Origin of the sequence: Sphingomonas sp. CV7422 (genome assembly GCF_027945725.1) — a bacterium.
Taxonomy (GTDB): Bacteria; Pseudomonadota; Alphaproteobacteria; order Sphingomonadales; family Sphingomonadaceae; genus Sphingomonas; species Sphingomonas kyungheensis.
Genome location: NZ_CP115900.1, coordinates 68,842 through 81,506 on the forward strand (window position 1 = coordinate 68,842; position 12,665 = coordinate 81,506).

General features: G+C 71.2%; 14 protein-coding genes. 12 read left to right on the forward strand and 2 right to left on the reverse strand.

Going from position 1 to position 12,665, the window contains the following annotated elements:
* The first annotated feature begins 262 nt into the window (after positions 1–262).
* The 7 genes from PBN85_RS00360 to PBN85_RS00390 all read left to right on the forward strand — a co-directional run bounded on the left by PBN85_RS00360 (position 263) and on the right by PBN85_RS00390 (position 5,763).
* Positions 263–631, forward strand: a complete 369-nt coding sequence (locus PBN85_RS00360; RefSeq protein ID WP_271299783.1) for a CsbD family protein — start codon at positions 263–265, stop codon at positions 629–631.
* Positions 628–2,157 (forward strand): PAS domain S-box protein, encoded by a 1,530-nt coding sequence (locus PBN85_RS00365; RefSeq protein ID WP_443026754.1) that lies wholly within the window; start codon positions 628–630, stop codon positions 2,155–2,157. Before PBN85_RS00360 ends, PBN85_RS00365 begins: the two co-directional genes overlap by 4 nt.
* Positions 2,154–2,309: a hypothetical protein gene (locus tag PBN85_RS00370; RefSeq protein ID WP_271299784.1), complete on the forward strand. Its 156-nt coding sequence runs from the start codon at positions 2,154–2,156 to the stop codon at positions 2,307–2,309. The genes PBN85_RS00365 and PBN85_RS00370 overlap by 4 nt, the downstream gene beginning before the upstream one ends.
* Before the next feature lie 14 nt (positions 2,310–2,323).
* Positions 2,324–3,196: a hypothetical protein gene (locus PBN85_RS00375; RefSeq protein ID WP_271299785.1), complete on the forward strand. Its 873-nt coding sequence runs from the start codon at positions 2,324–2,326 to the stop codon at positions 3,194–3,196.
* A gap of 238 nt (positions 3,197–3,434) precedes the next feature.
* Entirely contained in the window at positions 3,435–3,665 is a 231-nt protein-coding gene (locus PBN85_RS00380) for a hypothetical protein (protein WP_037536030.1), read from the forward strand.
* Positions 3,662–4,354: a hypothetical protein gene (locus tag PBN85_RS00385; RefSeq protein ID WP_037536026.1), complete on the forward strand. Its 693-nt coding sequence runs from the start codon at positions 3,662–3,664 to the stop codon at positions 4,352–4,354. The genes PBN85_RS00380 and PBN85_RS00385 overlap by 4 nt, the downstream gene beginning before the upstream one ends.
* Before the next feature lie 137 nt (positions 4,355–4,491).
* Positions 4,492–5,763, forward strand: a complete 1,272-nt coding sequence (locus PBN85_RS00390) for a dicarboxylate/amino acid:cation symporter (protein WP_271299786.1) — start codon at positions 4,492–4,494, stop codon at positions 5,761–5,763.
* 269 nt (positions 5,764–6,032) lie between these two features.
* Here PBN85_RS00390 and PBN85_RS00395 read toward each other — a convergent pair whose 3' ends face one another.
* The gene (locus PBN85_RS00395) at positions 6,033–6,626 is read right to left on the reverse strand and encodes an NADPH-dependent FMN reductase (protein WP_271299787.1); all 594 of its coding nucleotides are present in this window, start codon (positions 6,624–6,626) and stop codon (positions 6,033–6,035) included.
* A gap of 130 nt (positions 6,627–6,756) precedes the next feature.
* Between PBN85_RS00395 and PBN85_RS00400 the strand changes: the two genes are divergently transcribed.
* From PBN85_RS00400 to PBN85_RS00420, 5 genes are read left to right on the forward strand one after another with little or no spacing between them, the layout of a single operon-like run.
* A complete protein-coding gene (locus PBN85_RS00400; RefSeq protein ID WP_443026755.1) occupies positions 6,757–8,868 on the forward strand; it encodes a transglycosylase domain-containing protein in 2,112 nt (703 codons plus the stop codon).
* Between the two features lie 43 nt (positions 8,869–8,911).
* A complete protein-coding gene (locus tag PBN85_RS00405) occupies positions 8,912–9,568 on the forward strand; it encodes a cell wall hydrolase (RefSeq protein ID WP_051583649.1) in 657 nt (218 codons plus the stop codon).
* Positions 9,569–9,626: 58 nt separating this feature from the next.
* A complete protein-coding gene (locus PBN85_RS00410) occupies positions 9,627–9,917 on the forward strand; it encodes a hypothetical protein (protein WP_271299789.1) in 291 nt (96 codons plus the stop codon).
* A gap of 50 nt (positions 9,918–9,967) precedes the next feature.
* Positions 9,968–10,969 carry a threonine aldolase family protein gene (locus PBN85_RS00415; RefSeq protein WP_271299790.1) on the forward strand — a complete coding sequence of 334 codons (1,002 nt, stop codon included), beginning with the start codon at positions 9,968–9,970 and terminating at the stop codon, positions 10,967–10,969.
* Entirely contained in the window at positions 10,966–11,880 is a 915-nt protein-coding gene (locus tag PBN85_RS00420) for a DMT family transporter (RefSeq protein WP_037536016.1), read from the forward strand. Before PBN85_RS00415 ends, PBN85_RS00420 begins: the two co-directional genes overlap by 4 nt.
* Here the strand turns inward: PBN85_RS00420 and PBN85_RS00425 are convergent.
* A complete protein-coding gene (locus tag PBN85_RS00425) occupies positions 11,790–12,608 on the reverse strand; it encodes an NAD(P)-dependent oxidoreductase (protein WP_271299791.1) in 819 nt (272 codons plus the stop codon). The two genes, PBN85_RS00420 and PBN85_RS00425, sit on opposite strands and share 91 nt — an antisense overlap.
* Positions 12,609–12,665: the final 57 nt, after the last annotated feature.

The window sequence follows — 12,665 nt, forward strand, 5'->3', positions numbered from 1 at the left end:
GCGGTCGGTTCGTTTCGGACGTATGACGTTTGCATCGCGGTTTTGCGACATGGCTCATCCGAGCCGCACAAACCGCGTCTGTACCCCCTCATGGTACAAGCCGCTCCATCCGACGGCCGAAAGCTACCAGGAACTTATCAGCTTAACCCAGGTTGTAGGACCATAACGGCCCTTTGGCCGCATCCCTGCAACCACGGCAATCCGCCCGGCTGCCTCCGTCGCCCGTCGCGCCGGACCGGTGGTCGTGCGACCGGAGTAACGTATGAACACCCATGAATGGCACGGTGGCGCCCGCTATGTCGGCGGCAAGGTTGAGAAAGCGGTCGGCGACGTGGCCGACAGCCGCGAGTGGCAGGCGGACGGCATCGTCGATCAGGTCGCCGGTGCCGCCGAGAACCTCTACGGCCGCGCCCAGGAGAAGGTCGGCGATGTGGCCGATGCGATCCCGCCGCTCGCCGACAAGGCACGCGAGGCGCTGACCGATGCCGGCCACCGCGCGGGCGAGGCGGCACAGCACGGCCGCGCCGTCGCGGCACGCAGCCTCGACGATCACCCGGCGGTCTGGGCGGCGCTTGCCGCCGCCGCGGCCGGCTATGCGCTCGGCTGGCTGGTCCACGGCCGCCACGGGTGAGCGACGCGCGCCCGGCGATGTCGACGCTGCCCAAAAGCCTGCGCGCGACCAGCGACCTGCGTCACCTGCGCCAGATCATCGCCGGGCTCGACGAGGGCGTGATCCTGATCGACCCCGACCAGAGCCTGCTCTGGGCGAATGATGCGGCCTTGGCGATGCACGGCGTCGAACGGCTCGACCAACTGGGCGAGACGGTCGACGATTATCGTGCGGGGTTCCGCCTGCGCTATCGCAACAACCACCGCCTTGCCGCCGACGATTATCCGATCGAGCGCGTCGTCGCCGGCGAGGCCTTCTCCGAGGTCGTCGTCGAGGTGACGGTGGCGGGCGAGGAGGAGGCGCGCTGGGTCCATCAGGTGCGCAGCCTGGTGCTCAACGACGCCGACGAGGACGCGCCCACCTGTGTCGTGATGATCATACAGGACGTCACCGCGCGCTACGAGGCGGAGGAGCGGTTCGAACAGTCGTTCAACGCCAATCCGGCGCCCGCGGTGATCTGCCGCCTCGCCGACCTGCGCTTCGTCAAGGTCAACCAGGGGTTCCTCGAGATGCTCGGCGTCGAGCGCGAGGCGGTGCTCGGCCGCACCGTCTACGACATCGACGTGCTGCACGCGGCGAGCGACCGCGACCTCGCCAAGCAGCGGCTCGGCGAGGGGCGGACGATCCCGCAGATGGAGGCCGAGCTGCAGCTTCCCGGCGGCGGCACGCGGCTGGTGATCGTCGCCGGCCAGCCGATCGAGCTCGACGATCAGCCGTGCATGCTGTTCACCTTCGCCGACCTCGAGCCGCGGCGCCGCACCGAAGCGGCGCTGCGCCACAGCGAGGAACGCTTCACCCGCACCTTCCAGCTCGCCCCCGTCGCGATGGCGATCGGCGCGCGCGACGGCCATGTGCTGTGCGAGATCAACGCGAGCTTTGCGGCGCTCACCGGCTATGAGGCCGAGGCGATCGTCGGCCAATCGCTCGCCGACCTCGGCCTGTGGGCGGACGAGACGGTGCGCGCCGGCGTCGAGGCGGCGCTCGCCGCCGGCGGCGACCTGCGCAACCACGAAGCGCGCATCACCACGCAGGACGGCCATCCGATCGACTGCGTCGTGTCGAGCGAGACGATCACCGTCGGCGAGGCGACCTGCCTGCTCTGGGCGTTCCAGGACATCACCCGTCGCAAGGCGACCGAACTCGAACTGGTCGAGGCGATCGAGGCGGTGATGAAGGATACGAGCTGGTTCAGTCGCTCGATCATGGACAAGCTCGCCCGGCTGCGCGCACCGCAGGCCAACAGCGACGGCCCCGGCCTCGACGCGCTCACCGCGCGCGAGCGCGAGGTGCTGGCGCTGATCTGCCGCGGGCTCGACGACAAGAGCATCGCACGGACGCTCGACGTCTCGGGCAATACGGTGCGCAACCATGTCGCGCGGATCTACGCCAAGATCGGCGTTAACCGCCGCACCGCCGCCGCCGCATGGGCACGCGCGCGCGGCTTCGATGACGGCGCGATCGCGCTGCGGCCGGGACGCGGCGGATGAGCAAGCCCCCCGTCAAGGCCACGACCCGCGCCGCCAAGGGCGCGGCGCACGAGACGATCGGCAAGTTGCTCGGCGACGATGCGGCGGTGCGCAAGGGACGCGCCGAGCAGCGCGACCGGCCTGATCCGACCGATCCCAAAGATCCAGAATAACCACAGGAGTATATATGGCTTTACATTCGACGGCCGGGACGTTCCCGGCCGATCAGGCGGGGGTGCGCGGCAAGCGTCTGTCGTGGGGGGCGGTGTTCGCCGGGGTGGTCATCGCGATCGCGGTGCAGCTCGTGCTCGGCATCCTCGGCACCGGCATTGGTCTGGCGATGGTCGACCCGGTCGAGGGGACGACGCCCGGCGCCGCCGGCTTCGGCATCGGCGCGGGGATCTATTGGCTGATCACCACGGTGATCGCGCTCGGCGCCGGCGGCTATGCGGCGGCGCGCGTCAGCAGCGCGCACGACCGGTTCGATGCGCTCGTCCACGGCCTCACCGTCTGGGGCGTGACGCTGATCCTGACGCTGTATCTGCTCACCTCGGCGGTCGGCGGCATCATCGGCGGCGCCTTCCGCACCGTCGGCGCGGTCGCCGGCGCGGCGGGCAGCGGCATCAGCGCCGCCGCACCGCGCGCCGCGCAGATTGCCGGCGTCGACGCGGGCGACGTCCGTGACGAAGCCTCCGCCTATCTGTCGAACGCGCCGGCCGACCCGGCGCAGATGACGCCCGAGCAGGCGCAGAAGGAAATCGCCAAGCAATTGCCGGCGATGGCCCGCGGCGGCAGCGACGGCGCTCAGGCCGAAGCGCGCGTCGTCGACATCGTCGCCGCGCAGCGCAAGATCAGCCGCCCCGAGGCGCAGGCGCAGGTCAGCCGCGCCAAGGCCGATGTCGTCCGCACCAAGACGCAGGCGATCGCCACCGCCAAGCAGGCGACCGACGCCGCCGCCGGCGCCGCGTCGCGCACCTCCTTCCTCCTCGTGCTGGCGCTGGTGATCGGTGCCGGTGCCGCCGGTTTCGGCGCCACCGCGGCGGCCCGCCGCCGGCGCTGAACAGTCGCGGCGGGTCGGGCGTATCGCGATCCGCCGCCGGTAAGGCGTACCCAGTAAGCGCGTATTTCGCGCCGTCGTCGCCGGGCCCCCTCCGCCCGGCGCCGGCGGCGCGGCTTGCCTTCTGGCCGTGCCGCCCCCATCTATGTGTCTCGAACAGTCGCATATCGACGGACCGACCCGGCCTGACGCCGTGCCGCTCGCCCTTCCCTGCCTCTCCTTTCCGCTGACGAGGTACCCGATGTCGAGCGACGCCACATTCTTCCGCAAACAGGCCGTGCAGGAGCGCAGCAACGCCTCCGAGGCCGATCTCGCCAACGTCCGCGACCGGTGCGAGCGCGCCGCCCGCTCATGGGAGGCGATGGCCGCCCGCGCCGAGCGCACTGAGGCGATGCGCGACCAGCGCGCCGCCGCGACCCGCGCCGCCAGCGTGCTCGCCGAAACCGACGATCCGGTCGCTACCCAGGCGTGAGGCCGCTTCGTGCCGCGCCGCTGCAGGGGGCAGCGGCGGCGCACGCCACGCTGACCCGGGGCGCGACCTTCCTCGCCGCGCTCGCCGACCGGCCGATGCTGGCAGGACATTGGCCCGATGGAGCCGCGGCGCGACCGCGGGCGCGCTTCGTCGCCAATTGCCTGCGCGAACTCGATCGGTTCCTCCACACGCTGCTCGACGAGCTCGGCAGCTCGGCGGGGCAGAGAGTCGATCGCGAGCAGCGCAATACCGCCAACAAGCTGCGCGACTATGGCGGCCCTGCGCTGACCGCGGGTGCCGACCGCCTGCGGCTGCTCGCGCTCGGCCGGTCGAGCGCCTGTCTGATCCATTGCAACGGACTGGTCCGCCGCCCCGACATAGCGGGTGGCGACGGGATGACGGCTGGCTGGCGCGGCACCGCGGGCGAGACGTTGCGCCGCTATCCGCTCGGCGACCGCCTCGCCCCCGGTCCCGCCGAATTGCGCGACGTCTGCCGCTTCTACGAGCGGCTCGGCAACGGGCTGATGCGGGGCGCGCGCGACGATGCGATCCTCCTGCCGCGGCCGCTGCAGCCCTATCTGCCGCAGCGCGACCATGAGGCGGTCGTCAAGCCCGTCCGTCTTGCCGGCCCCGCGCGGATCTCCGCCGGCGTGCTGGAAGAGACGCTGCGGCCCGGCGACCGTATCTAGCTCAACCGACGGGGTCGCCTCCATCCGCGCTCCAGCCGCAGGCGCCCCAACCTACCTTTACCCGCGACGATCAATTCTTTCGTCGCATGCGCCCGTCGCCACCCCTACATGCCCGCGATGAACAGGACGCTCGCGCAATGACCCGCCCCCCGTTCGGTGTGCAGGTTTTCATCGGCATGGCCATCGGCCTCGCGCTCGGCTTCGCCGCGCGCCGCTATGACCTGGCCGGTCTCGCCGAGGGGCTGAAGATCGTCGGCGACATCTTCGTCCAGTTGCTCAAGGCGCTGGTCGTGCCGCTCGTCTTCACCGCAATCGTCGCGTCGATCGCGGCGTTGCGCGATCTGCACAATGCCGCGCGGCTCGTCGCCGGCACCTTCCTGTGGTTCGGCCTATCGGCGCTGATCGCGGTCAGCATCGGCCTGACGCTCGGCACCCTGCTGCAACCGGGCGCGCATGCCGGGGTCAGCGCCGCGGCGGCGGTGCGGCCGGATACCGCGGGATCGTGGCTCGATTTCCTGCGCGGTCTGGTTCCCGCCAACATCTTCGGCCTCGAAGCCTCGACCCGGCTCACCGACGGCGTGGCCAAGACCGGCCTGTCGTTCAACGTCCTCCAGCTGATCGTCGTCGCGATCGCGATCGGCGTCGCCGCGGTGCGCAGCGGTGAGGCGGGCGCGCCCTTCCTCGCGTTCAACGCTTCGGCGCTGGCGATCTTCCGCCGCATCCTGCGCTGGGTCGTCCGCCTCACCCCGATCGGCACCGGTGCGCTGCTCGGCAGTGCGATCGTCCGCTACGGCTGGCAGTCGCTGTCGGCGCTCGGCACCTTCGCGATCGCCATCTACCTCGGCCTCGCGCTGGTGCTCGGCGTCGTCTATCCGCTGCTGCTGCTCGCCAACGGGATCAGCCCGCGGCGGTTCTTCGCCACCGCCTGGCCGGCGATCCAGCTCGGCTTCGTCTCGCGCTCGTCGATCGCGACGCTGCCGGTGACCGAGCAGGTGGTCGAGCGGCTCGGCGTCGCGCGCAGCTATGCCGCCTTTGCGGTGCCATTCGCCGCGACGACCAAGATGGACGGCTGCGCCGCGGTCTATCCGGCGGTGGCGGCGCTGTTCGTCGCGCAATATTACAACATCCCGCTGCACGGGGTCGATTATCTGCTGATCGTGCTGGTCTCGGTGCTCGGCTCGGCGGCGACCGCGGGGCTGACCGGTGCACTGGTGATGCTGACGCTGACGCTGTCGACGCTCGGCCTGCCGCTCGAAGGCGCCGGGCTGCTGCTGGCGATCGACCCGATCCTCGACATGGGCCGTACCGCGGTCAATGTCGCGGGGCAGGCGCTGATCCCGACGATCGTCGCCAAGCGGCAGGGGCTGCTCGGGGGGACGCTGGTCGAGGCGGAGCCGGCGTTCGCCTGAGGGCCGTCGCTTGGCGGGGACGTGGCGATCGGCGCGCGCGCCGGCTTGCGGCTGCCGAGACGCTAGGCTTCCGCAGAACCGAGACTAATCGAAAGTCGACGCTCATCCTCACCGCACCACCCCGGCGCAGGCCGGGGTCCAGTTGGGTGGAGCTTTGTCAAGACTAACGAACGTGTCCCAACTGGGCCCCGGCCTTCGCCGGGGTGGTCAGTAGGGCTTTGAATCGGCGTATCGGCTCGCCGCTGGCTCGATGCTTCGCCCGACCGATGTCACATGCCGACGGCTTCGCCCGCCGCGAGCGGTGCGAAGCGCGCCACCTGCCGGCCGATCAGGCCGAGCTGCTCGACCACCGCGGGGTCGCTGGCGCCGCCCTCGGCGTCGAACTTGGTGACCTGTGTGTTGATCGCCGCGGCGAACGGCGTCGGCCAGCCGCGCAGCGCGTGGACGATCGAGCGCAGCGCCGCGATCGTCGATCCGGTCGCCTGCCAGCCATAAGCGGTGGCGATCAGCCCGACCGGCATGTCGGCGAGATACGGCCGCGCGTCCCGGGCGGTCTCCTCGAGCAGGTCGAGCGCGTTCTTGACCACGCCCGAGATGCTGCCGTGATAGCCCGGGCTGGCGATGATCACCGCCGATGCCTGCCGCACCGCATCGACGAACGCCTCCTCGTCGGCGGTGCGCTGCGTCGCGCGCGGGTCGTAGAGCGGCAGCCGCGCCATGTCGGCGCCCCCGAACATCCGCGTGCGGAAGCCTTCGCGCTCGGCGGCATCGAGCGCGATGCGCAACGCGCGCTCGGTCGACGAGACGCCGCCGATGGTACCGCCGATGCCGACGACGAGCGGAGAGGAGGCGGAATCGACCATGGCCGCTGCGATAGCGCGGCTCGACGGACGGCGCCAGCCAAGGTAGACCGCTCCGCCCAATCCGCCCCGCGCTTGCCACCGCCGCTTTAGGATAGTAATACACCTCATGGCTGACCGCTGGGACGAGCCGATGCGCCAAGACTCCACCCGCCGCAGCGCGATCGGCCAACGCTATATCCTCGACGATGACCGCCCGCACGACGCGCGCTTCTCCGGGCGTTTCGACGATTTCGTCGCGCCGGGCGATCCGGCGGGCGAGCCGCCGCCGCCGCGCCGGCCGCGCAACCTCGGCCGCTGGATCGTCCGCGGCCTCGGCGTCGGCATCATCCTGCTCGTCATCGCGATCGGCTGGCTGGCGATCACCGCGCCGCTCAGCAAGTCGCTGCAACCGCCGACGCCGCCGTCGATCACGCTCACCGCCGACGACGGCACGCCGATTGCGCGGCGCGGCGCGATCATCGGCGCGCCGGTCGATGCGGCGAAGCTGCCCGCGCACGTCACCGACGCCTTCCTGGCGATCGAGGACCGCCGCTTCCGCTCGCATTGGGGGATCGACCCGCGCGGCATCCTGCGCGCCTTCGTCCACAACGTCGGCTCGGGCGGGGTGCGCGAGGGCGGCAGCACGATCACCCAGCAGCTCGCCAAGAACGCCTTCCTCGATTCGGACCGCACCGCCGCGCGCAAGATCCGCGAAGTGATGATCTCCTTCTGGCTCGAAGCGTGGCTGAGCAAGGACGAGATCCTGTCGCGCTACCTGTCGAACGTCTATTTCGGCGACAACGTCTATGGCCTGCGCGCCGCGTCGAAACATTATTTCGGGCGCGAGCCGGACAAGATGAACATCGGCCAGGCGGCGATGCTCGCCGGCCTCGTCAAGGCGCCGTCGCGGCTCGCGCCGACCGGCAATCTCGAGGGCGCGCGCAAGCGCGAGATGCTGGTGGTCAAGGCGATGGCCGACGCCGGCTTCATCACCAAGGCGGAAGCCGCGGGCGTCGAGCCGCAACGCGTCCTCGCCAGCCGTCCGGAGCAATTGCCGAGCGGTACCTATTTCGCCGACTGGGTGCTGCCCGACGCGCGCGACCAGGCCGGCGAGATCAAGACCGAGGCGACGGTCAAGACGACGCTCGACCGCCGCCTGCAGAACACCGCCGAGCGCGTCGTCCGCCAGGCCGGGCTGCGGCAGGCGCAGGTGGCGATCGTCGCGATGCGGCGGGACGGCCGCGTCGTCGCGATGGTCGGCGGCAAGAACTACGCGAAGAGCCCGTTCAATCGCGCCACGCAGGCGCGCCGCCAGCCGGGCTCGACCTTCAAGCTGTTCGTCTATCTCGCCGCGATGCGCGCCGGCATGACCCCCGACACGATGGCCGACGACAGCCGCGTCGAGATCGCCGGCTGGAAGCCCAAGAACGACGACAACCGCTATCTCGGCCAGATCCCGCTGCGCCGCGCCTTCGCCCGGTCGAGCAACGTCGTCGCGGCGCGGCTGACGCAGGAGGTCGGCGTGCGCAACGTCATCAAGGCGGCGCGCGACCTCGGCATCTCGACGCCGATCCCCAATGAGGCGACGATCGGGCTCGGCACCGCCGAGGTCTCGCTGCTCGAACTCACCGCCGCCTACGCCGCGGTCGCCAACGGCAGCTATCCGGTCCATCCGCGCGGGCTGGAGGACAGCGGCGCGAGCAAGAGCTGGCTGCAATCGCTGACCGGCGGCCCGCGCCGCATGCCCGACGGCATCCGCGACCATATGCTCGACCTGCTCGGCGCGTCGCTGCGCGGCACCGGCCGCGCCGCGGTGCTGACGCTGCCCGCCTATGGCAAGACGGGGACGTCGCAGCAGAGCCGCGACGCCTGGTTCATCGGCTTCGCCGGCGATCTGGTCGTCGGCGTCTGGGTCGGCAACGACGACAGCTCGCCCAATGCCGGGCTGCACGGTGGCGGCATCCCCGCGCAGATGTGGCGCCAGTTCATGGTCTCCGCGCTCAACATCGCGCCGGTGGTGACGCCGGTGGTGGTCGAGGAGAATGCGATGGACCCCGATGCGGTGGTCGGCCCCGAGGAGGGGATCGAGGCGCCGATCGGCGATCTGCCGATTCCGGAGGGGACGATCGACGGGCTCGGCATGCAGATGAAGCTCGGCCGCGACGGCAGCATCAGCATCGCGCCCAGCCGCGATCGCGGTCCGCCGCCGCCCGACGCCCCGCCGCCGCGCGATCGGCGCGGAGAGGATGACGGCGAGGAGTAGCGCCCTGCCATCGCCGCCGCGGCTGCGCTAGACGGATGCCACGATGGCGCAGCGACGCTCCCCTTCCCGCGCCCGGCGGCGCCGTCAGGACCTGACGAGCGAACGCTGGCTGCTGCTGCTCGGCGTCGTCGCGGTGGTGGCGGTCGTCGCCGGCTCGATCGGGCCGTGGCCGTTCGCCGCGCCGCCGGCGCCGCGCACCGCAAGGCCGCTCACCATGGCGGAGGCGCGGGCCTCCAACGCCGCGGTGCCGATCGACGCCAGCCGCCGGCTGCGCGCCCTGCCCTATCGCTTCCAGGGCGGCGCGGCGGCGCGCGAACAGGCCGCCGAATGCCTCGCCACCGCCGCGCTCTACGAGGCGGGCGACGACGCCCGCGGCCAGCAGGCGGTGATCCAGGTGATCCTCAATCGTGTCCGCGCGCCGGGTTTCCCCAAGACGATCTGCGGCGTCGTCTACCAAGGGTCGGATCGCGTCACCGGCTGCCAATTTTCCTTCACCTGCGACGGCTCGATCGCACGCCGGCCGATCCACCTCGGCTGGGGCGCGGCACGGCGGGCGGCGCGCGCGGCGCTGCGCGGCCGGGTGTTCGCGCCGGTCGGCCGCGCGACGCATTACCATACCGATTGGATGGTGCCCTATTGGCGCGACACGTTGGTCAAGGTCGCGCGGGTCCGCTCGCATCTGTTCTACGTGCGGCATTAACCGAAGCCTTTTCGCCGCCGATCTGGCAACAGGCTCCGACACTTTCAGGAAGAGCGACATGGCAAAACGATTCTGGGCGCAGATCATCGAGATGGACGAGGAGATCGCCGCCGCGAGCATCCCCGGCGTGACCGATCACGAAAGCGCCGCCGATGCGCTGGTCACCGATTTCGTCGGCGCGATGGGCGGCGAGATCACCAGCGGCGCGGTGCGCGTCTGGGTCGAGGGCGGCGCCGCCAAGATCTACGACTGGAGCGCCGAATTCGACATGCCCGAGGATGCCGATCTCGACGGCGACGAGGATATCGTGGTGGAGGGCGAGATCGTCCTCACCGAACGGATGGGGTGAGCGGTCGCGGCGGTTGACGGTGACGGCGCCGCGCCGCAAGACCCTGGGCGATGCGCTTCTTTTCCGACAATGCCGCCCCCGTCCACCCGCGGGTGATGGCGGCGATCGCCGCCGCCGACACGCTCGACACCGCCTATGACGGCGACGCCCGCTCGCGGGCGCTCGACGGGCGCCTGTCCGAGCTGTTCGGCACCGAGGTCGCCGCCCTGTGGGTGCCGACCGGCACCGCGGCGAACTGCCTCGCGCTCGCCGCGCTCTGCCCGCCGCACGGCGCGGTGGTCTGCCATCGCGACGCGCATATCCAGAATGACGAGGGCGGCGCGCCCGAATTCTACACGCACGGCGCCAAATTGTACCTTGCCGACGGCGAGGGCGCCAAGCTTACCCCGGCGGCCATCGCGACGGTGGTCGACGGCATCGCCAACGACGTCCATCGCGTCCAGCCGCATGCAATCTCGATCACCAACGCCACCGAATATGGCCGCGTCTATTCGCCCGACGAGGTCGCCGCGATCGGCGCGCTCGCGCGCGACCGCGGCCTCGGCCTGCATATGGACGGCGCGCGCTTCGCCAATGCGGTGGCGACGCTCGGCTGCTCGCCCGCCGCGGTGACGTGGCAGGCGGGGGTCGACGCGCTGAGCTTCGGCTTCGTCAAGAACGGCGCGATGAGCGCCGAGCTGCTCGTCTTCTTTCGCCCCTCGCTTGCCGCCGCGACGCTGTACCGCCGCAAGCGCGCCGGGCTGCTGCTCTCCAAGGGCCGCTATCTTGCCGCGCAGGTGCTGGCGATGCTCGAGGACGATCTGTGGCTCGACAACGGCCGCGCCGCCAATGCGCGTGCCGCCGAGCTTGCCGCGGCGGCGGGGGCGCGGCTGGTCCATCCGGTCGAGGCGAACGAGGTGTTCCTCCACGCCACGCCCGAGGAAGCCGCCCGGCTGCGCGCCGCGGGCTTCGACTTCTATGACTGGGCAGCGGGCGAGATCCGGCTGGTCACCGCCTGGGACAGTCCGGCGGATCAGGTCGCGCGGCTCGCCGCGGCGATCGCCGCGCTGTGACGCAGGCCCCGCCGCGCTCGACGCGCGCGGCGATCCTGGTGCCGTTCGCCCTCGTCACGCTGATCTGGGGATCGACGTGGCTGGTGATCCGCGACCAGATCGCGGTGGTGCCGCCGGGCTGGTCGGTGACCTATCGTTTCCTCGCCGCGAGCGTCGCGATGGCGATGGTGGCATGGTGGCGCGGCGAGCGGGTGACGCTCGACGCCCGCGGCTGGGGCTTTGCCGCGGCGGTCGGCGTGCTGCAATTCTGCCTCAACTTCAACTTCGTCTATCGCGCCGAACAGTACATCACCTCCGGGCTCGTCGCGGTGGTGTTCGCGATCCTGCTGGTGCCGAATGCGCTGTTCGCGCGGCTCTTCCTCGGTCAGCGGATGGGCGGCCAGCTGATCGCCGGCTCGGCGGTGGCGATGGCGGGGATCGCGCTGCTGTTCCTGCACGAAGCGCGCGAGGGGCCGACCGGCGCGGCGGCGACGCTCGCCGGCATCGGCTTCACCGCGGTCGCGATCGTCTCCGCCTCGCTCGCCAACGTCTTGCAGGCGACGCAGACCGCCAAACGCTATCCGATGATGGCGACGCTCGCGATGTCGATGCTGATCGGCGCGATCGTCGACGGTCTCGTCGCCTGGACGCTGACCGGGCCGCCGGTGATCGAGACGCGGCCCGGCTATTGGGCGGGAATCGCCTATCTGGCGGTGTTCGGCTCGGCGATCGCCTTCCCGCTCTATTATCGCATCCTGCGCGAGATCGGCCCGGCCAAGGCGGCCTATTCGAGCGTCATCGTCCCGGTGATCGCGATGCTGCTGTCGACGCTGTTCGAAGGCTATCGTTGGTCGCTGCTCGCCGCGGCGGGGGGCGTGCTCGCCGCGATCGGGCTGGTCATCGCATTGAGGGCGCGCAGGCCGAACCGATAATCGGGATAGGCCGGCTGCCAGCCGAGCACGCGCTTCGCCTTGCCGTTGGCGACGCGGCGGTTCTCCGCATAGAAGCCGCGCGCCATCGGTGACAGCGTGTCGAGCGCGACCAGCGGCGGCGGCGGCAGGCCGAGCAACCGCGCGGCGAAGGTCACGACGTCATCCTGCGCGCACGGCCGGTCGTCGGCGAGATTGTAGGCCCCGGCCGGCGCGTCGCGTGCGGCAAGCACGCCGCTGACGATATCGTCGACATGGACGCGGCTGAACACCTGATCGGCGCGGCCGATGCGATGCGCCTTGCCGCCGGCGACGCGATCGAGCGGCGAGCGCCCCGGACCGTAGATGCCGGGCAGCCGCAGCACGCGGGCGCCGCGCGCCAGCCACGCCGCATCGGCGGCGGCGCGCGCCGTTCGCCGCCCGCGCCCGGTCGGCGCCTGTTCGTCCACCCAAGCCCCCGCCGCATCGCCATAGACGCCGGTCGAGGACAGGTAACCGAGCCAGCGCCCGCCGAGCGCCTCGCCATATCGGCTCAGCACCGGATCGACCTCGTCCGCCGGGGGCACCGAGGAGAGGATATGCGTCGCCGCGCCGATCGCCGCCTGCACCGCCGCCGCATCGTCGAAGCGCAACGTGCCGTCGCGACCGTCGCGCGTCGTGCCGACGCTGGCGCCGGGCCATGAAGCGGCGATCCGCGTGGCGGTGTAACCGAGGCCGAAGATCAGCAGCATCGTGCCTCCATGTGGCTTGAACGGCGGCATTATGTCGCCGTTCCACGATCGCCGCCA

Coding starts and splice junctions, on each gene's coding strand:
- PBN85_RS00360 (WP_271299783.1), top strand. CDS start 263: ATGAACACCCATGAATGGCACGGTGGCGCCCGCTATGTCGGCGGCAAG.
- PBN85_RS00370 (WP_271299784.1), top strand. CDS start 2,154: ATGAGCAAGCCCCCCGTCAAGGCCACGACCCGCGCCGCCAAGGGCGCG.
- PBN85_RS00375 (WP_271299785.1), top strand. CDS start 2,324: ATGGCTTTACATTCGACGGCCGGGACGTTCCCGGCCGATCAGGCGGGG.
- PBN85_RS00380 (WP_037536030.1), top strand. CDS start 3,435: ATGTCGAGCGACGCCACATTCTTCCGCAAACAGGCCGTGCAGGAGCGC.
- PBN85_RS00390 (WP_271299786.1), top strand. CDS start 4,492: ATGACCCGCCCCCCGTTCGGTGTGCAGGTTTTCATCGGCATGGCCATC.
- PBN85_RS00395 (WP_271299787.1), bottom strand. CDS start 6,626: ATGGTCGATTCCGCCTCCTCTCCGCTCGTCGTCGGCATCGGCGGTACC.
- PBN85_RS00400 (WP_443026755.1), top strand. CDS start 6,757: ATGCGCCAAGACTCCACCCGCCGCAGCGCGATCGGCCAACGCTATATC.
- PBN85_RS00405 (WP_051583649.1), top strand. CDS start 8,912: ATGGCGCAGCGACGCTCCCCTTCCCGCGCCCGGCGGCGCCGTCAGGAC.
- PBN85_RS00410 (WP_271299789.1), top strand. CDS start 9,627: ATGGCAAAACGATTCTGGGCGCAGATCATCGAGATGGACGAGGAGATC.
- PBN85_RS00415 (WP_271299790.1), top strand. CDS start 9,968: ATGCGCTTCTTTTCCGACAATGCCGCCCCCGTCCACCCGCGGGTGATG.
- PBN85_RS00425 (WP_271299791.1), bottom strand. CDS start 12,608: ATGCTGCTGATCTTCGGCCTCGGTTACACCGCCACGCGGATCGCCGCT.